At 70.9% G+C, this 17591-nt stretch carries 15 protein-coding genes and 1 riboswitch; of the genes, 7 read left to right on the top strand and 8 right to left on the bottom strand.

Translation table 11 applies throughout. The features are described 5' to 3' along the window. Positions 1 to 60 precede the first annotated feature (60 nt). Complete coding sequence (locus tag ACIQMX_RS29960; RefSeq protein WP_402482693.1) at positions 61 to 1251, top strand: serine hydrolase domain-containing protein; 1191 nt, start codon at positions 61 to 63, stop codon at positions 1249 to 1251. 1 nt (position 1252) lies between these two features. On the opposite strand, the gene ACIQMX_RS29955 is transcribed toward ACIQMX_RS29960, so the two are convergent. The 3 genes from ACIQMX_RS29955 to ACIQMX_RS29945 form a co-directional block, all read right to left on the bottom strand. Next, positions 1253 to 1798 carry a hypothetical protein gene (locus tag ACIQMX_RS29955; RefSeq protein ID WP_402482690.1) on the bottom strand — a complete coding sequence of 182 codons (546 nt, stop codon included), beginning with the start codon at positions 1796 to 1798 and terminating at the stop codon, positions 1253 to 1255. Positions 1799 to 1852: 54 nt separating this feature from the next. Continuing rightward, positions 1853 to 3016: a PotD/PotF family extracellular solute-binding protein gene (locus tag ACIQMX_RS29950; RefSeq protein WP_402482818.1), complete on the bottom strand. Its 1164-nt coding sequence runs from the start codon at positions 3014 to 3016 to the stop codon at positions 1853 to 1855. Between the two features lie 195 nt (positions 3017 to 3211). After that, positions 3212 to 4651: a gamma-aminobutyraldehyde dehydrogenase gene (locus ACIQMX_RS29945; RefSeq protein ID WP_363071870.1), complete on the bottom strand. Its 1440-nt coding sequence runs from the start codon at positions 4649 to 4651 to the stop codon at positions 3212 to 3214. Between the two features lie 178 nt (positions 4652 to 4829). Here ACIQMX_RS29945 and ACIQMX_RS29940 point away from each other — a divergent pair, with 178 nt between their 5' ends. The 4 genes from ACIQMX_RS29940 to ACIQMX_RS29925 all read left to right on the top strand — a co-directional run bounded on the left by ACIQMX_RS29940 (position 4830) and on the right by ACIQMX_RS29925 (position 8844). Continuing rightward, complete coding sequence (locus ACIQMX_RS29940) at positions 4830 to 5321, top strand: Lrp/AsnC family transcriptional regulator (protein ID WP_361452509.1); 492 nt, start codon at positions 4830 to 4832, stop codon at positions 5319 to 5321. Then, positions 5306 to 6685 carry an aspartate aminotransferase family protein gene (locus tag ACIQMX_RS29935; RefSeq protein WP_363071872.1) on the top strand — a complete coding sequence of 460 codons (1380 nt, stop codon included), beginning with the start codon at positions 5306 to 5308 and terminating at the stop codon, positions 6683 to 6685. Before ACIQMX_RS29940 ends, ACIQMX_RS29935 begins: the two co-directional genes overlap by 16 nt. 255 nt (positions 6686 to 6940) lie before the next feature. Further along, entirely contained in the window at positions 6941 to 7678 is a 738-nt protein-coding gene (locus tag ACIQMX_RS29930) for an ATP-binding cassette domain-containing protein (RefSeq protein ID WP_363071874.1), read from the top strand. Beyond that, a complete protein-coding gene (locus ACIQMX_RS29925; protein WP_363071876.1) occupies positions 7660 to 8844 on the top strand; it encodes a hypothetical protein in 1185 nt (394 codons plus the stop codon). Before ACIQMX_RS29930 ends, ACIQMX_RS29925 begins: the two co-directional genes overlap by 19 nt. A gap of 282 nt (positions 8845 to 9126) precedes the next feature. Here the strand turns inward: ACIQMX_RS29925 and ACIQMX_RS29920 are convergent, their stop codons facing one another. Together ACIQMX_RS29920 and ACIQMX_RS29915 are read right to left on the bottom strand one after the other, a co-directional pair. Beyond that, a complete protein-coding gene (locus ACIQMX_RS29920; RefSeq protein WP_402482685.1) occupies positions 9127 to 10269 on the bottom strand; it encodes a glycosyltransferase family 4 protein in 1143 nt (380 codons plus the stop codon). Then, entirely contained in the window at positions 10266 to 11468 is a 1203-nt protein-coding gene (locus tag ACIQMX_RS29915; RefSeq protein ID WP_363071880.1) for a glycosyltransferase 87 family protein, read from the bottom strand. The genes ACIQMX_RS29920 and ACIQMX_RS29915 overlap by 4 nt, the downstream gene beginning before the upstream one ends. Positions 11469 to 11611: 143 nt before the next feature. Here ACIQMX_RS29915 and ACIQMX_RS29910 point away from each other — a divergent pair, with 143 nt between their 5' ends. Continuing rightward, on the top strand, positions 11612 to 12832 hold the full coding sequence (locus tag ACIQMX_RS29910; RefSeq protein ID WP_363071882.1) for a histidine kinase: 1221 nt from the start codon (positions 11612 to 11614) through the stop codon (positions 12830 to 12832). Next, positions 12826 to 13527, top strand: coding sequence for a response regulator transcription factor (locus tag ACIQMX_RS29905; protein ID WP_363071884.1), 702 nt, complete (start codon positions 12826 to 12828; stop codon positions 13525 to 13527). Before ACIQMX_RS29910 ends, ACIQMX_RS29905 begins: the two co-directional genes overlap by 7 nt. Before the next feature lie 15 nt (positions 13528 to 13542). Here ACIQMX_RS29905 and ACIQMX_RS29900 read toward each other — a convergent pair whose 3' ends face one another. The 3 genes from ACIQMX_RS29900 to ACIQMX_RS29890 all read right to left on the bottom strand — a co-directional run bounded on the left by ACIQMX_RS29900 (position 13543) and on the right by ACIQMX_RS29890 (position 17368). Then, complete coding sequence (locus ACIQMX_RS29900; RefSeq protein WP_363071886.1) at positions 13543 to 14568, bottom strand: ABC transporter ATP-binding protein; 1026 nt, start codon at positions 14566 to 14568, stop codon at positions 13543 to 13545. 2 nt (positions 14569 to 14570) lie between these two features. Further along, positions 14571 to 16184 (bottom strand): iron ABC transporter permease, encoded by a 1614-nt coding sequence (locus ACIQMX_RS29895; protein ID WP_363071888.1) that lies wholly within the window; start codon positions 16182 to 16184, stop codon positions 14571 to 14573. Between the two features lie 86 nt (positions 16185 to 16270). Next, positions 16271 to 17368, bottom strand: coding sequence for a thiamine ABC transporter substrate binding subunit (locus ACIQMX_RS29890; RefSeq protein ID WP_402482680.1), 1098 nt, complete (start codon positions 17366 to 17368; stop codon positions 16271 to 16273). A gap of 80 nt (positions 17369 to 17448) precedes the next feature. Further along, positions 17449 to 17565: riboswitch (TPP riboswitch) on the bottom strand. Between the last annotated feature and the right edge of the window lie 26 nt (positions 17566 to 17591).

Below are 17591 nucleotides of genomic sequence, written 5' to 3'. Positions count from 1 at the left end.
GGATGGATTCCGAGAGCAGTTGAGGACTCCACCGGATCCCACGCCCAGGAGGCACCGGACATGAACGCCCGCACGTCCCGCACCGTCATCGCAGCCGCCCTGCTGCTCGGCATCGCCGCCGGCCCGGCTGCCCCACCGGCCCTTGCGGCCGCCGCGGGCCCGGCGGCCCGGCAGTCATCGCCCGTCGGGACACCCGAGGCCGAGGCGCTGCGGGCAGCGATCGGCGGGCTCCCGTCGGACGACGCCACGGCCGCGCTGGTACGCGTCTCGGGCACCGGGGGTGTCTGGCGGGGCAGCGCCGGGGTCCACGACCTGGCGTCCGGGCGGCCGGCGGACCCGGCCGGGCGCTTCCGGGCCGGATCGGTCACCAAGGTCTTCACGGCGGCCGTGGTCCTCCAGCTGGCCGGGGAGGGCAGGATCGGCCTGGACCGCCCGGTCCGGAACTACCTGCCCGACCTGATCCCGGAGACGTACGGGAAGGTCACGGTGCGCCAGCTGCTGAACCACACGAGCGGCCTCCCGTCCGTCGACCCGGGCAACGGCGACACGGTGGAGGACTGGTACGCGCACCGCTTCGACGTGACCGACCCGGCGGAGGTGGTGCGCGAAACCACCGCGCACCGGCCGGACTTCGTGCCCGGCACCCAGCAGCACTACGCCAACATCGGCTACACCGTGGCGGGCCTCCTGATCGAACGGGTCACGGGTGACACGTACGCCTCCCAGGTGTCACGCCGCGTCCTGGAGCCACTGCGTCTCAAGGACACCTACTTCCCCGGCACCGACCCGTCGATACGCGGCCGCCACAACCACGGCTACCAGATATTCGGTACGGAGGGCGAGCTGCGCGATGTGACGGTGTGGGGGGCGAGCGACGCCTGGGCGGCGGGAGACCTGATCTCGACCACCGCCGACCTTGAGCGGTTCACCCGGGCACTGTTCGGCGGACAGGTGGTGCGCGGTCCGCTGCTGGAGGAGATGTTCACGCTGCCCGGCGCCTCGGTGCGGGAGTACGGCACGGGCAAGCCCGCCGCGTACAGCGCGGGTCTCTCCGTGATGACGCTGGGCGGACGCGAGGTCTGGGGGAAGACGGGCGGTCGCTGGGGGTACAACACGGCCGTGGCGGCCACCCGTGATCTTTCCCGGACTCTCGTCTACAGCGTCAACGCGACGGACGCGAAGGGCCTGGACATGAATGCCACGGCGCTGGACATCGTGGTGGCCGCCTTCGGCGCCCCGTCGGGAAGGTGACTCAGGCCGCGGGGGCGGGCGCCTCGGCCGGCACCGGCTCCGGTGTCCGCTCCATGGCCTCCAGCCGCTTGATCTTTCGGTGGACGATCAGCAGCGGAATGACGCCGAAGACACCGAACGACATGTCGATGACCGACCACCAGAAAGGGATGTCGCGGATCGGTCCGCAGATCAGGGCGAGCGGGATGATCCCGGCGCAGGCGATCATGCCGAACTCGATGACCCAGATGTTGCGGACCGGGTCACGGTAGGGGCCGTAGAAGGCGACCGCGATCACGAGATGGGCGAAGGCCAGCCAGTCGGTGCCGTAGAGCACGAACGGGTACTCGGCGTCGGCCGTGTCGATCCCGGTGCGGACACGGGTGATCCACTCCATCAGTGCCGGGAAGTGCTCGGGGACGGGCGAGGCCGAGGAGCTCAGCAGGTCCTCGGCCCAGCGCAGTTCGTGGACGAGCGGAAAGGCGGTCAGTCCGCTCAGAACCAGACAGACGATGAAGACGGCCAACCACACGCGTATACGCCTCCGCAGGGCGCTTCGCTCGCTCATGTCCGCAGCGTACGCCCGGGTTTACCGGCCTCTTGCGCCACCCCCGGCAGGGCATCACAACCCGACGACGGTGTTCCACTTCTTGGCGAATTCCGTGCGTTCCTCGGACGTGATGTCGCGGGCGATGGCCAGCCTCTTGCGCATGTCGGCGTCGGGGAAGATCAGCGGGTCCTCGGCCAGCGCGGCGGTCTCCTCGTCCTTGGAGGAGGCGAGGACGTCCCTGGCGGCGGGAACGGGGCAGACGTAGTTGACCCAGGTGGCGAGCTCGGCGGCGACCTCGGGCTCGTAGTAGTAGTCGATGAGCTTCTCCGCATTGCGCTTGTGGCGGGCGAGGTTGGGGATCATGAGCGACTCCGCCCAGAGCTCGGCCCCCTCCTCGGGCACCACGAACTCGATGTCGGGGTTGTCCGCCTGGAGCTGGATGACGTCACCGGAGTAGGCCTGGCACGCGAGCACGTCTCCGGTGGAGAGGTCCTTGATGTAGTCGTTGCCGGTGAAGCGGCGGATGTGCCTGGTCCTCACCAGCTTCTCCACCTGGTCGCAGATGTCGTAGAAGTCGTCACGCTTCCAGCGGGTGATGTCGACGCCGTTGCCCTGCATCAGCAGGGCGAAGGACTCGTCGAGCCCGGACAGCAGGGTGACCTTGCCGCGCAGGTCGTCCGCCCACAATTCGCTCGTGTGCCTGATCTCCCGGCCGAGCCTCTTGCGGTTGTACGCGATTCCGGTGATGCCGGACTGCCAGGGCACGCTCTGCATCCGGCCCTTGTCGAAGGCGGGCGAGCGCAACTGCGGGTCGAGGTACTTCGCCACGTTGGGCTGCTTCGCCCGGTCCATCTCCTGGACCCAGCCGAGCCGGACGAACCGCGCCGCCATCCAGTCGCTGATGACGATCAGGTCCCGGCCGGTCTGCTGGTGGTTCATCAGGGCCGGGCTGATCTTGCCGAAGAACTCGTCGTTGTCGTTGATCTCCTCGGTGTACGTGACGGAGATCCCGGTCCGCTCGCTGAACGCGTCGAGGGTGGGCCGCTTCGACTCGTCCTCGTCGTCGGTGTCGATGTAGAGGGGCCAGTTGGCGAAGTGCAGGGTGTGATCGCCGGCGGAGTAGTCGCGTCCGGCGCGGTCACCCGGCTCCACGAAGGCGGCGGGGACTCCGCAGCCGGCCAGCGTGACGCCGGCCGCTCCCGCCCCGAAGGCGCGGAGCAGGGACCGGCGGGACATGGGGTGGTTCGGGATCGCTCGCACCTGCGCAGGATGCCGGGCGGCCGGTGCGGCGGGCAATGGACCAACCGTCCAGCGCAGCCCGCCCGCTGCGCACACCTTGTCGAGGGTCCGGCGCGGGGACGGGGCACGGATACGGCCCCGGGCACTCGCACAGTGCGCCCGGGGCCGTATCCGTGACGGACGGAGCGAAGGTCAGCCGTCGAGCGAGGTCATGACGTGCTTGATGCGGGTGTAGTCCTCGAAGCCGTAGGCGGAGAGGTCCTTGCCGTAGCCGGACTTCTTGAACCCGCCGTGCGGCATCTCGGCGACGAGCGGGATGTGGGTGTTGATCCACACGCAGCCGAAGTCGAGGTTCTTGGACATCCTCATGGCGCGGCCGTGGTCCTTGGTCCACACCGATGAGGCGAGCGCGTAGTCGACGCCGTTCGCCCATTCCAGGGCCTGGGCCTCGTCCGAGAAGGACTGGACCGTGATGACGGGGCCGAAGACCTCGTTCTGGATGATCTCGTCGTCCTGCTTGAGCCCGGAGACGACGGTCGGGGCGTAGAAGTAGCCCTTCTCGCCGACCCGGTGGCCGCCGGCCTCGACCTTGGCGTGGGCGGGGAGCCGCTCGATGAAGCCGCTGACCTGCGCGAGCTGGTTGGCGTTGTTGAGCGGGCCGTAGAGCACGTCCTCGTCGTCCGGCAGGCCGGTCTTCGTGTCGGCCGCGGCCTTGGCCAGCGCCGTGACGAACTCGTCGTGGATCGACTCGTGGACGAGCACGCGGGTCGCGGCCGTGCAGTCCTGCCCGGCGTTGAAGTAGCCGGCGACCGAGATGTCCTCGACGGCCTTGGCGATGTCGGTGTCCTCGAAGACGACGACGGGAGCCTTGCCTCCGAGCTCCAGGTGGACCCGCTTGACGTCCTTGGCGGCGGACTCGGCGACCTGCATGCCGGCCCGGACCGAACCGGTGATGGAGGCCATGGCCGGGGTCCGGTGCTCGACCATCGCGCGGCCGGTGTCGCGGTCGCCGCAGATGACGTTGAAGACGCCCTTGGGCAGGATCTGCCCGATGATCTCGGCGATCAGCACGGTGGACGCCGGGGTCGTGTCGGACGGCTTGATGACGACGGTGTTGCCCGCGGCGAGCGCCGGAGCGAACTTCCAGACGGCCATCATCATCGGGTAGTTCCACGGCGCGACCTGCGCGCAGACACCGACCGGCTCGCGGCGGACGATGGAGGTCAGTCCCTCCATGTACTCGCCGGCCGAGCGGCCCTCCAGCAGCCGGGCGGCGCCCGCGAAGAAGCGGATCTGGTCCACCATCGGCGGGAGCTCTTCGGTGCGGGTCAGCCCGACCGGCTTGCCGGTGTTCTCGGACTCGGCCGCGATGAGGTCCTCGGCTCGCTCCTCGAAGGCGTCCGCGATCTTCAGCAGGGCGCGCTGGCGCTCGGCGGGCGTCACGTCGCGCCACGCGGGGAAGGCGGCAGCGGCGGCGGCCATCGCGGCATCGACGTCGGCCTCGCCGGACAGCGGAGAGGTCGCGTAGACCTCCTCCGTCACCGGATTGACCACATCGATGGTCCGCCCGTCGGCAGCGTCCCGGAACTCGCCATTGATGTAGTTGCGCAGACGGCGCACCTCGGTGGTCACAACCACCCCTCCTGTCGACACGTCCAATGGGTGAGACGTCCAGCCTAGTCGCATGGGTAACGGTTTCGACATACCCAACCGCCGCGAACTTCGGATTCAGTGCGATCAGAGCTCTTCAACAACGAATTTCATCGATTAAGGGTTGCGAGACAGACGAGTCCCGGTGCAGAGTGGCTCTGTGGCCAGTCGCAGCGCAGACTCCAGGACCGGGAACGGATCGTCCCCAGCGGTCGATGCCGTGTCCCTCGCAATCATCGAGCAGCTCCAGGAGGACGGGCGTCGCCCGTACGCCGCGATCGGCAAGGCCGTCGGCCTCTCCGAGGCGGCCGTGCGACAGCGCGTCCAGAAGCTGCTCGACCAGGGCGTGATGCAGATCGTCGCCGTCACCGACCCGCTCACCGTGGGGTTCCGGCGCCAGGCCATGGTCGGAATCAACGTCGACGGGGACCTCGACCCCGTCGCGGAAGCACTGTCGGCCATGACCGAATGCGAGTACGTGGTGATGACCGCGGGCTCCTTCGACCTGATGGTGGAGATCGTCTGCGAGGACGACGACCACCTGCTGGAGACGATCAACAAACGCATCCGGGCCATACCCGGCGTGCGCTCCACCGAGAGCTTCGTCTACCTCAAGCTCAAGAAGCAGACCTATATGTGGGGAACCCGATAGCCGTGAGCAAGGACCTCAGCCGGACCGCGTACGACCACCTGTGGATGCACTTCACCCGCATGTCGGACTACGAGAACGCAAGCGTTCCCACCATCGTGCGTGGCGAGGGCACCTACATCTACGACGACCAGGGCAAGCGCTACCTCGACGGCCTGTCCGGCCTGTTCGTCGTCAACGCCGGCCACGGCCGGCACGAGCTCGCCGAGGCCGCGTACAAGCAGGCCCAGGAGCTGGCCTTCTTCCCGGTGTGGTCCTATGCCCACCCGAAGGCCGTCGAGCTGGCCGAGCGCCTCGCGGACTACGCCCCGGGCGACCTCAACAAGGTCTTCTTCACCACCGGTGGCGGCGAGGCCGTCGAGACCGCCTGGAAGCTGGCCAAGCAGTACTTCAAGCTCAAGGGCAAGCCGACCAAGTACAAGGTCATCTCGCGTGCGGTCGCGTATCACGGCACCCCGCAGGGCGCCCTGTCCATCACCGGCCTGCCGGCCCTCAAGGCCCCCTTCGAGCCGCTGGTCCCCGGCGCTCACAAGGTGCCGAACACCAACATCTACCGCGCCCCGCTCTTCGGCGACGACCCGGAGGCCTTCGGCCGCTGGGCCGCCGACCAGATCGAGCAGGAGATCCTCTTCGAGGGCCCGGACACCGTCGCGGCCGTCTTCCTGGAGCCCGTACAGAACGCGGGCGGCTGCTTCCCGCCGCCGCCCGGCTACTTCCAGCGCGTCCGCGAGATCTGCGACCAGTACGACGTGCTGCTCGTCTCCGACGAGGTCATCTGCGCCTTCGGCCGCCTCGGCACGATGTTCGCCTGCGACAAGTTCGGCTACGTGCCGGACATGATCACCTGCGCCAAGGGCATGACCTCGGGCTACTCGCCGATCGGTGCCTGCATCATCTCGGACAGGCTCGCCGAGCCGTTCTACGAGGGCGACAACACCTTCCTGCACGGCTACACCTTCGGCGGCCACCCCGTGTCCGCGGCGGTCGGCCTCGCCAACCTCGACATCTTCGAGCGCGAGGGCCTCAACCAGCACGTCCTCGACAACGAGAACGCCTTCTTCACCACACTGCAGAAGCTGCACGACCTGCCGATCGTCGGCGACGTCCGCGGCAACGGCTTCTTCTACGGCATCGAGCTGGTGAAGGACAAGGCCACCAAGGAGACCTTCACCGACGAGGAGACCGAGCGCGTCCTGTACGGCTTCCTCTCCAAGGCGCTGTACGACAACGGCCTTTACTGCCGGGCCGACGACCGCGGCGACCCGGTCGTCCAGCTCGCCCCGCCGCTGGTCTCCGACCAGTCCACGTTCGACGAGATCGAGGGCATCCTGCGGTCCGTCCTGACGGAGGCCTGGACGAAGCTCTGACCGATAGGCCGGACGGCCGAGCGGCCGGCACCGGCTTGACCACCGCTTGACCGTCCCCCGACGGCACTCCAGCGGTCATTTCATACGGTCCACGCGGCCCGGATGCGCCCATTCGAGTGGGAAGAAGCGCACCCGGGCCGCGTGCTGTGCGCACACCGCGGTCCGAATCCCTACGGTGCCGAGTGACCGATCGGCCCCGCCTTCGTTCCCCCGTACGGGGGAACGGGATATCTGATCTGAACCGAGGTGTACGCCATGGTGGCCCCGCCGGACAACGACGTGATCTGGGCACGTTCCCTGCAGCACTCCCACAACGGTTCACCCGCGCTCGGCGGGGTCTCCCTGGGGATCCGCGACGGCGAGATCCTCGCGGTGACCGGTCCGCGCGGCAGCGGCAAGACGACCCTGCTGCACTGTCTCTCCGGCCAGCTGGTCCCCCAGCAGGGCGAGGTGTGGTTCAACAGCGTCCCCGTCCACACCATGGGTCCGCGGCTGCGGGAGCGGCTGCGCCGCGACAAGTTCGGCTGGATCGCCCCCGAACCCCAGCTCGTCCCGGAACTGAACACCTGGGAGAACACCGCCCTGCCCCTGCTGCTGCGCGGCACCGGTCACCGGGAGGCCAAGAAGGCCGCCATGGAGTGGCTGGAACGCCTCGACATCGGCATGTGCGCCCGGAAGCGGCCGCACACACTTCAGCAGAGCCAGCGGCAGCGGATCTCGGTCGCCCGCGCACTGGCCGCCGCGCCCTCGGTGATCTTCGCCGACGAGCCGACCGCCACGCTGCACCGCACCGACCGCGCTCACGTCCTGCGCACCCTCACCAGCGCGGCCCGCTCGCACGGCATCACGGTGGTGCTCGCCACGCACGACGCGGAGATCGCCGCGCTCGCCGACCGTGTGGTGCCGCTGCTGGACGGGCGCCGGGTCGCCACGGTCGCCCTGCCCGCCGAGGCCGATACGGAGGGCCGCGCGGCGTGCTCGCTCTCCGTCTAGCCCGCGGTTCCCACCCACTGGTCCTGATGCGGCGGCTGCTGGTGGCGGCCGCCTCCGCAGGGGTCGGCTTCCTCCTGCTGTGCACGCTCGGCTACGCCTCCGGGCATCCGGCACACTCCGCCGGTTCCGTACTGCGGCTGCTGTGGTGCTTCGTGCCGCTGGCCGCCACGGTGCAGTTCGCGGTCGCGGTGGCGCGTACCGACCCGAGCACCCGCCCGCGCGCCGGACTGTCCGCGGTCGGCCTCGGGCCCGTGCGGCTCAGCGCGCTCGCCGCGGTATCCACCGCCGTCTCCTGCACCCTCGGCTCGATGGTGGCGCTGCTCTTCTTCCTCCACCTGCGCGGCGACCTGTCCGGGCTGCCGTTCGACGGCGCCGCGGCCGGCCTGCTCGGCGCCGGGGCACCGCTGCCCCTGGCCGCCGCCCTCGTCCTGCTGACCCTGGTGCCCGCGGCCGCCGCGACGGCGAGCGCGCTGGCGCTGCGCACCGCCCCGGTGCGGGCCACCGGCACGCCGGAGGACGCGGACGACCTGCTGCCCGAGGAGCAGGTCCCGGCTCCGGCCGCGCCGCCCGCCGGGCTGCCCTGGGGCGTCGCCCTGACCGCCGCCGGACTCGCCGTCGAGGCGTACGCGAACCGCGGTTCGTCCGGCAGCCCCTTCCCGCTCCCCGGCAAGCTCGACTCCACACCCGCCTGGGTCCTGGTGGGATGGACCCTGACCGCGATCGGTCTCGCCACGGCCGGCCCGGGACTGACGTATCTGTGCGGGCGGCTGCTCCAGGCGGTGCGTCCGGGAGCGGTACGACTGCTTGCGGGCCGCGTCCTGATGAACGAGGCGCACCGGATCGGCCGGCCGCTGGGAGTCGTCTGCGCGGTCCTCTCCGCGGTCATCGCCGCGTTCGCGCTGTACGGGACGGGGCCGCGGCCCTTCGGCCCGCTCACCGCACTCGGCGCCGTACTCGTCATCGGCTGCACCACCGCGACGCTGCTGACCTCCGCGCTGGAGGCGAAGCAGGCCCGTGCCGAGACGGCTCGGGCGCTGCTGCGGCTCGGCGCCCCGGCCTCGGCGCTGCGCGCGGCGACGGCGCTGCGCGCTGCCGCCCTGCTTCTCGTGTTCGCTCCGCTGACCTGGGCGATCGCCGAGCTGGCCGCGCTGCCGCTGACCGCCTGAACGGGTTCCGGCCGGGGCATGCTCCCCGGCCGGTCCGCAGCATGACGGTGTACGGAACCCGCCAGAGCATCCCCGCCGCTGCCGGTGGCCACCGACAGCGGGCCGGGCGCGGTAAAGGCGGCGAACCTCGGCGCCTGCACGGCCTCGCATCCCGACGCGATGCTGGGCAAGGGCCCGTGAACTCCTGGGCACGGTCTCCTCGTTCACAGATCTTCGACAGCCGGCGGGCCCAGCAGGCAACCCAGCACTCGTGCCGAGGTGGCTCACCGGCTGCGGGCGGCCTCACCGCTGCGCGCGCCCGGCCAGGAGCCCGGCCAGCCGCTCGTACGTCGCGTCCCAGCCCCACTCCGTCCGCACCCACTCACGCCCTGCCCTCCCCATCGCGGCGGCGGCGTCCCGGTCGCGCAGGAGGCCGATGAGCCGGGCGGCGACGGCCGGTACGTCACGTCCGTCGACCACATGTCCCGTCACCCCGTCGCGCACGGTGTCCGCCGCACCTCCCGAGTCCCCCGCCAACACCGGCAGGCCTGCCGCCGCGGCCTCCAGGAAGACGATCCCCAGGCCCTCCAACTCCAGACCGTGGCGCCGGGTGCGGCAGGGCATCGCGAAGACGTCGGCCGCTGCGTAGAACCCCGGCATCGTCGCGTGCGGGTGCCCGCCCGCCAGTACGACCGCGTCCCCGAGTCCGGCCGCGGCCGCCGTACGACGCAGGGTCGCCGCGTGGGGGCCGTCGCCGACCAGCAGGAGGGTCGCGCCGGGCACCGCGCGGCGAACCGCCGGCAGCGCACGCACCAGGGTGTCCTGGCCCTTGCGGGCCACCAGTCGCGCGGCGCAGAGGATCACTGGCCGCCCGGCCAGTCCGTAGCGTCGGCGGACGGCACTCGCCCCGGAGCGGGAGCGGAAGGCCTCGGCGTCCACGCCGGGCACCAGGCGCACCATCCGACGCGCGGCGACCGGCCCGAGGGCGGTGGCGACAGGTATCCGGGTCGCCTCTCCCAGATGAGTGACCGTGTCCGTGACCGCCCCGATCCGCCGCAGGAGGGCGCGGGTGCCAGGGACGCGGGCCCACCACACCTCATGGCCGTGGGTGGTGGCGACGATCCGACGCACTCCGGCTTCCCGGCGCAGCCGCTCCGCCATCAGGGCGAGGGGCGCGGCCGCCCCGAACCAGACCCGGTCACAGCCGTACCGCCGGGCCAGGTCGACGGCCCGGCCCGTGGCATACGGCGTGGGCAGCAGCATGCGGGCCCTGTCACGGATCACCGGATACGGAAGCGAGGCGTCGTACGCGGCGCCTCCGGGTTCGGACGAGGTGTAGACGATCACGGAATCGTCGGGAAACCGGCTGGTCATGGCATGAACGAACGTCTCGATGCCGCCCTGGCGGGGCGGAAAGTCATTGGTGACGACGAGCGTGCGGGTCATCGGGGCGCTCCTTGGGGCCGTGCCGCCGCGTCGTGCGGTGCCCGGTCGCGCTGCGACACGGCCCAGACGGTGAGGACGAGCGGATAGACGAGGTAGCCGAACCGGGTGGCGGGCATGAGGGCGATCGCCAGGCACAGGCCGAGGGCCAGCCGAAGCGCGGCGTCGGACGCCGTTCCGGGTGGCCGGACGATCAGCGAACCGGCCACCGCCAAGGCGCAGCAGAGCAGCAGCACGAGGGCGACCGTCCGGCCTCCGGGCACCCCGGCCGCGAGCAGATGTCCGGGGAAGGGGCTGGCGGCCGGTGAGAGGGCATCGGTCAGTCCCAGCGGGTAGGCGACCACGTGCTCGGCGAAGGACGACGTATCGCGCAGGGCGACCGGGAGCACGAGCGCCGCCGTGAGGGACATCGCTACGAGGGCGCAGCGCAGCGCCGCACCCTTCTGCCGCATCGACACCAGGAGCGCGACGGCCACCGGAAGCGCGGGCCAGGCCGTCCATTTGAGAGCTGCGGCGAATCCGATCGCCAGCCCTGCAGCGACGGGCCTTCCCCGCCCGGCCGACGAAAGGCCCAGACACATCGACGCGACCACGGGAAGATCGACGCCGCCCACCGCCAGCGGCAGGGCGACGACGGGGCAGGCGGCCAGGACAAGCAGCGACGACGACCGCCCGGCGCAGAGCGCGAGCGCCCCCAGGAAGGCGGCTCCGGTCCACAGCCGGGGATCGGTCAACGGGCCCGCGCCGAGAAGGGCCTGCGGGATCCCGAAGACCGACATGGCGGGGAGATACGGATCGAAGTCCGCCACCGCCACCGGATCGGGGGCGTACGGGGAGCCGGTCGCGAGCAGCGCGTGCGCCGAGCGCGCGACGACCTCGACCTCCAGCTGCGCCCGTTCCATGAGGACGAGCATCAGCAGCGGCAGCCCCACGGCGAAGCCGGCCGCGCCCACGACCGCCGCACGACGCCGCCCACGGGCGGCCGCCCACGCGGCCCCGGCGTACCCCACGGTGGCCGGCACACCCCAGATTCGGTGCGGGGCCAGGCCGGAGCACAGTGCAAGGAGCAGGGCCGCCGCCGCACAGCCCGCCCACACGCCCGCCCCGGGCAGCGCGCCCTGGCCGAACCGCTCCGCACGGGTGCCGTGCCGAGCGGTGACCGCGGCGTCGGCAGCCGTCACGGAATCAGCTGTTGCGTCCATGATCCCGAGGCTAGGAACGGCACACGCGCGGCGCGTCACACCGGGATCCGGTGTTCGCTCTCAACCCGTGGCATGACGGACGAGGTCGAATTCCACCCCTGATCCGATGCGCCCAGAGGCCTGCGTGCCGAACAATTCCCGGTATGAGCAGCACGATCACGTCCCGCGCCCGGGTCCAGCAGATCCGCCTGCGCGTGCGCGGGTGGGCGTCCGCGCCTGTGTATCCCTGGCTGACGGGAGGTGCGCTGACGCTGTTCGCGGCGGTCGAGCTGATCACCGTACCGGGATCGGCCATCACCTCGTTCGGGGTGCTGGTCTGCACAGCCTCGCTGATGTGGCGGGTCGCCCGGCCCGCCGTCGCGTTCCTGACGGTGGGCGCGGCCCTGCTCAGCTTCGGGACCGACGGCAACATGGCGTACGCGACCGTGGCCGGCACCCTGATCGGCAGCTACACCCTGGGCCGCCACCGCGTGCAGCACCCGGCCCTGCTCGTGGTCGGCGGTGCGCTGGCTTCGCTCACGGTCAACCTCGTGCACATCGACCACTGGGCACGCGACGGATCGCCGGGGCTGCCCGTCCTCCAGGGCGCCGACCGGTTCAGCCTCGGGCTGTACGCCGAGACGCTGGCCCTGACGGTGGTGATCCTGGGCGCGGTGAGCATGGGCGACGCGGTGCGCGCCCGGGAGGAGACCCGGCGGGAGCGGGCGGCCGCGCAGTCCCGCTTGCTCATGATGGAGCGCCGGCAGGCGGCCGAGGCGGAGCGGGCCGCCATAGCCAGGGAGTTGCACGACATGATCGCCCACTCCGTGTCCATGATCGCCGTGCAGGCCGAGGGGGCGACCTACACCACCCCCGGGCTCTCCCCGCAGGCCAGGGACGCCTTTCAGCAGATCGCGGGGACGGCACGTGCGTCGATGACCGAGTTACGACGGATGCTCGGTGTGCTGCGGACCGACCGGGAGCCGGGGACGGCGACGGCTCCGCAGCCGACGCTGGCCGGGCTGGGCGGTCTGGTGGACCAGCACCGGGCGGTGGGCGGCACGGCCGAGCTGCGCATCAGCGGAAGGCAGCCGGAGCTTCCCCCGTCCTGGGAGCTGTCCGCCTTCCGTATCGTGCAGGAGGCGCTGACCAACGTGCGCCGCCACGCCCCGGGGGCACGGGCCGTGGTGGAACTCGCCTACGGAACCGATCTGCTGAGGCTCAGGGTCGGTGACGACGGGCCGGGGCCGTGCGGACCGCCGGGCGGGTGCACCGGGCACGGGCTGGTGGGGATGAACGAACGGGCGGCCCTGCTCGGCGGGAGCCTGACCGTTGGCCGGGGTCCCGCCGGCGGCTTTCTCGTCGAGGCGGAACTCCCGTGGTGATCCGGGTGGTGGTGGCCGATGACCAGGCCGTCGTGCGAACCGCTTTCGCGGGGCTGCTGGCCACGCAGCCCGATATCGAGGTGGTCGGCGAGGCGGAGGACGGGGCGTCGGCCGTCCGGATCGCCGCCGAGCAGCGACCCGACCTGGCGCTGCTCGACATCCGCATGCCGGGGCTGAACGGCATCGAGGCGGCGCGGGAGATCATCGCCTCCTCCGACGGTGCCACCAGGGCCCTGATGCTGACGACGTTCGGGCTCGACGAGTACGTGTACGAAGCCCTGACGGCCGGGGCCAGCGGATTCCTGCTGAAGGACGCGACGTTCCCCGAACTACTGCATGCTGTGCGCGTCGTGGCGGAGGGGCAGGCCCTGCTGTCCCCTCACATCACCGGGCGGCTGATCGCTGAGTTCACCCGGCAGCGGATCGCCGCTCCTCCCGCACGCTCCGTCGAAGGCCTGACCACCCGGGAGGTCGAGGTGCTCGTCCTGATCGCCCGGGGTCAGTCGAACGCGGACATCGCCGACCGGCTCACGATCACCACACACACCGTCAAGACACATATCAACCGGCTGTTCGCGAAGATGGAACTGCGGGACCGGGCTCAGGCAGTGATCCTCGCGTACGAAATGGGGCTGGTCGTGGCCGGGTCCGGTGCGGCCGGGATGCGGCCGCCACGTCCCCGTTCGGGCCGGTGAGTGAGCGGAGCCGCGTCACCGTACGGCAGGCAGCACGACGCTCTCCGCCGCGGCGAAGGCGACCTTGACCTGCGCGCCCTCGTCCGGAGTGCTGTCCAGCGCGCACTCCGCGTCCAGGACGGGGCCGCGCTCCGGGTGCAGTTTCACCGCGACGTGGTTGCCGCGGAAGGTGCGCGCGCCCACGGTGCAGCGCAGGCCGTTCTGCGGGCCGCCGATCAGGACTCCGGCGGGCCGCACCAGCAGATCGCACGCCCCTTGGGGCGAGCCCGCCGGCACCGGCACCTTGCCCCATTCCGTGATCGCGACGTCGCCGGTGACCATGGCGTCCACCACGTTGTCGAAGCCGAGGAACCGGGCGACGAAGGCCGAGGCGGGGCGCCGCCAGACCTCCAGGGGCGTGCCCACCTGGGCGATGCGCCCGTCACGCATCACGACGACGCGGTCGGCGAGGGCGAAGGCCTCGCCCTGGTCGTGGGTGACGGCGAGCACCGTCGTGCCCAGGCGGCCGAAGAGCGTGCGCAGTTCGACGACGAGGCGTTCGCGCAGACTGCGGTCCAGTTGGCCCAGGGGCTCGTCCAGCATCAGGAGCTTGGGGCGGGGGGCGAGGGCCCTGGCGAGGGCGACGCGCTGCTGTTCGCCGCCCGAGAGCGCGGCGACGGCGCGCCGTTCGGCACCGGGAAGACCCACCAGGTCGAGGAGTTCGGCGACCCTGCGGTCCTGCTCGGTGCGCTTCACGCCGTGCATCCGCAACCCGAAGGCGACGTTGGCGCCGACATCGCGGTGGGGGAACAACTGGTGGTCCTGGAACATGAGTCCGAGGCCACGCCGGTGCACCGGGACGCCGTCCTGGTCCGCTCCGTCGAGCAGTACCCGTCCACCGTCGGCCTGCTGGAGTCCGGCGACGATCCGCAGCAACGTGGACTTCCCGCTGCCGCTCGGCCCGAGAACGCAGACGATCTCGTGCTCGGCGACCTCCAGGTCCACTGCGTCGAGCGCCGCGCGGTCACCGAAGCGTACGGTGGCCGATTCGAGTGTCAGCATCTCTAGAACTCCCCGGATCGGTCGGTGCGGATACGTTCGAGCAGCAGCAGCGAGACCGCGCACACGAGCATCAGGATGGTGCTGAGGGCCATCGCCTGGCCGTAGTTGAGCTCCCCGGACCGGCCCAGCAGGCGGGCGACGGCCACCGGGAGCGTCGGGTTGTCGGGCCGTGCGATGAAGACCGTGGCGCCGAACTCGCCGAGCGACACGGCGAACGCGAAACCCGCCGCGACCAGCACCGCCCGGCGCACCAGCGGCAGGTCCACCTCACGCCAGGCCCGCCACGGCGAGGCACCGAGCACCGCGGCCGCCTCGCGCAGCCGTTCGTCCACTGCTCGGAGGACCGGCAGCATGGTGCGTACGACGAAGGGCACGCCGACCAGGGCCTGGGCGAGCGGCACCAGAATCCACGAGGTCCGCAGATCCAGCGGCGGCTCGTCGAGAGTGATCAGGAAGCCGAAGCCGACGGTGACGGCGGAGACGCCGAGCGGCAGCATCAGCAGCGCGTCGAACCCCCGGACGAGCCGGCCCGCCTTCCTGGTCAGGGCCGCCGCGGCCAGCCCTCCGACGACCAGCGCGATCAGGGTGGCGACCAGGGCGTAGCGCAGCGAGTTCCCGATCGCCTCGATGGGGGCGACCAGGAACGTACCGCTGTTCGCCTCCGCCGATCCGAGCGCACGGTAGAAGGCGAAGCCGTGGCCGCCGGACACGTCGAGCGACCGTTCCACCAGGACGGCGAGCGGCAGCAGGATCAGTACCAGCACGGTCAGCAGCACGCCGCCGAGCAGCGCCCACTGCCCCGCGCCGCGCGGCCTGCGGGCGGTCTGCGCCGGGTCGACGAGTCTCAGCGCCGTCTCCCGGCGCCGTACGGTCCACGCGTGCACGGCGAGGACGGCTCCGACCGCGACGAACTGCACCAGGGTCAGTACGGCGGCGGTGGGCAGGTCGAGCAGTTGCGCGGTCTGCCGGTAGATCTCCACCTCCAGCGTGGAGAAGCCGGGGCCGCCGAGGATCTGGACGACGCCGAAGGAGGTGAAGGTGAAAAGGAAGACCATGAGGGCGGCAGCGGCCACGGCGGGGCCGAGCGCGGGAAGGGTGACCCGGCGCCAGGCGGCGAACCGTCCGGCGCCCAGGACCCGCGCGGCCTCCTCCTGCCGGGGGTCGAGCTGCGACCAGAGTCCGCCGACGGTGCGCACGACGACCGCGTAGTTGAAGAAGACATGCGCGAGCAGGATCGCCCACACCGTGGTGTCGAGCCGCACCCCCCACAGTTCGTCCAGGAACCCGCCGCGGCCGAGCAGTGCGAGGAACGCGGTGCCGACCACGACGGTCGGCAGCACGAACGGCACCGTGACGACCGCCCGCAGCAGTTGCTTGCCGGGGAAGTCGAACCGCGCGAAGACGTACGCGCCGGGCAGCGCGAGCAGCAGCGTCAGTGCGGTCGAGGCGAGGGCCTGCCAGAGCGTGAACCAGAGGACGTGCTGGATGTCCGGCCGGCTCAGCACCTCGCCGAACCGCCCGAACTGCCACACGCCGCCGTCCTTGAGCCCGCGTCCGACGATCGCGACGACGGGATAGGCGAAGAACAGCGCGAAGAACGCGACGGGCACGGCCATCAGACCGATCCGCACCGCTCCCCCGCGCAGCAACCGGGCGCGCGCGGACTTCCCGCGCGCGCCCGGTCCGCGTACGGGAGTCTTCGCTACTTCACTACGAGCGAGGACCATGACTGGACCCACTGCTCACGGTTCTTGGCGATCTCGTCCGGGGCGACGGTCGACGGCTCGTCGACCGTGGCACCGAACTCCGTGAAGAGGTCCGGCACCTTCGCACCCTTGTTGACCGGGCTGACGAACATGTTGAGCGGCATGTCCTCCTGGAACTTCTTGCCGATCAGGAAGTCCAGCAGGGCCTTGCCGCCCGCCTCGTTCTTCGCTCCGTCGAGCAGGCCGGCGAACTCGATCTGCCGGAAGCACGTCCCGGTGGCGACGCCGGTCGGGGCGGTCTTGGGCTGCGGGTCCGCGTACAGCACCTCGACGGGCGGGCTGGAGGCGTAACTGACCACGAGCGGGCGGTCGGCCTTGGCCTTCTTGCCTCCCGCGGAGCCGGAGAACTCCTCGTTGTACGCCTGCTCCCAGCCGTCGACGACCTTGACGCCGTTGCTCTTCAGCTTCTTCCAGTAGTCCTGGTAGCCGTCCTCGCCGTACGTGGCGACGGTGCCGAGGAGGAAGCCGAGGCCAGGCGAGGAGGTTGCCGCGTTCTCGGTGACGAGGAGGTTCTTGTACGCGGGCTTCGCCAGGTCGTCGAAGGTCTTCGGCGGCGCGAGCTTCTTGTCGGCGAAGTACTTCTTGTCATAGTTGATGCAGATGTCGCCGGTATCGACCGGAGTAACCCGGTGCTTCTCTGCGTCCAGCTGGACATCGGCGGCGACCTGGTCAAGTCCCTTGGCCGCGTACGGCGTGAACAGGCCGTTGTCGAGGGCGCGCGACAGCAGGGTGTTGTCGACGCCGAAGAACACGTCACCGCGCGGCGAACCCTTGGTCAGGATCTCCTGATTGAGGGCGGCACCGGCGTCACCGCTCTTCAGTACCTTGACGGTGTAGCCGGTCTCCGCGGTGAACGCCTTCAGTACGTCCTTGGAGGCGTTGAAGGAGTCGTGGCTGACGAGGGTCACCGTCTTGGACCCGGAGCCCCCGGTGGAGCCGGACGCCGAGTCGTCGGAGCTTCCGCAGCCGGCCAGCGCGGTGGCGCCGAGCGCGGCGGCGACGGCCGTCCCCGCGATCTTCTTGGTGGTGCTCATGTGATTCCTCCTGGAGTGACCAGGAAGAGACGCGGCCCTGCCCGCACCGGTCGGAACCGGAAGCGGGCAGGGCGCAACAGCTTGAGTAAGGTCCGAACTTCCTACCCGGAATGACCCGGGCGAGGTTCAGAGGGTCTGCGGCCAACCTGTCCTTGGTGCCGCACTCTCAGCGCTGTGGCGCTCCCCTGTCGGAATATGAAGTTGATTTCGAGCCCAGGCTACA

The organism is Streptomyces sp. NPDC091416, from assembly GCF_044756845.1.
Lineage (GTDB): Bacteria > Actinomycetota > Actinomycetes > Streptomycetales > Streptomycetaceae > Streptomyces.
This window is presented reverse-complemented; position numbering and strand designations above follow the sequence as displayed.

Bases quoted from the DNA above. Each gene is read 5' to 3' on its own strand.
- ACIQMX_RS29895 (WP_363071888.1), bottom strand. From the start codon at position 16,184: ATGGCCGTGCCCGTCGCGTTCTTCGCGCTGTTCTTCGCCTATCCCGTC.
- ACIQMX_RS29900 (WP_363071886.1), bottom strand. From the start codon at position 14,568: ATGCTGACACTCGAATCGGCCACCGTACGCTTCGGTGACCGCGCGGCG.
- ACIQMX_RS29920 (WP_402482685.1), bottom strand. From the start codon at position 10,269: ATGACCCGCACGCTCGTCGTCACCAATGACTTTCCGCCCCGCCAGGGC.
- ACIQMX_RS29915 (WP_363071880.1), bottom strand. From the start codon at position 11,468: ATGGACGCAACAGCTGATTCCGTGACGGCTGCCGACGCCGCGGTCACC.
- ACIQMX_RS29955 (WP_402482690.1), bottom strand. From the start codon at position 1,798: ATGAGCGAGCGAAGCGCCCTGCGGAGGCGTATACGCGTGTGGTTGGCC.
- ACIQMX_RS29910 (WP_363071882.1), top strand. From the start codon at position 11,612: ATGAGCAGCACGATCACGTCCCGCGCCCGGGTCCAGCAGATCCGCCTG.
- ACIQMX_RS29890 (WP_402482680.1), bottom strand. From the start codon at position 17,368: ATGAGCACCACCAAGAAGATCGCGGGGACGGCCGTCGCCGCCGCGCTC.
- ACIQMX_RS29960 (WP_402482693.1), top strand. From the start codon at position 61: ATGAACGCCCGCACGTCCCGCACCGTCATCGCAGCCGCCCTGCTGCTC.
- ACIQMX_RS29950 (WP_402482818.1), bottom strand. From the start codon at position 3,016: ATGTCCCGCCGGTCCCTGCTCCGCGCCTTCGGGGCGGGAGCGGCCGGC.
- ACIQMX_RS29930 (WP_363071874.1), top strand. From the start codon at position 6,941: ATGGTGGCCCCGCCGGACAACGACGTGATCTGGGCACGTTCCCTGCAG.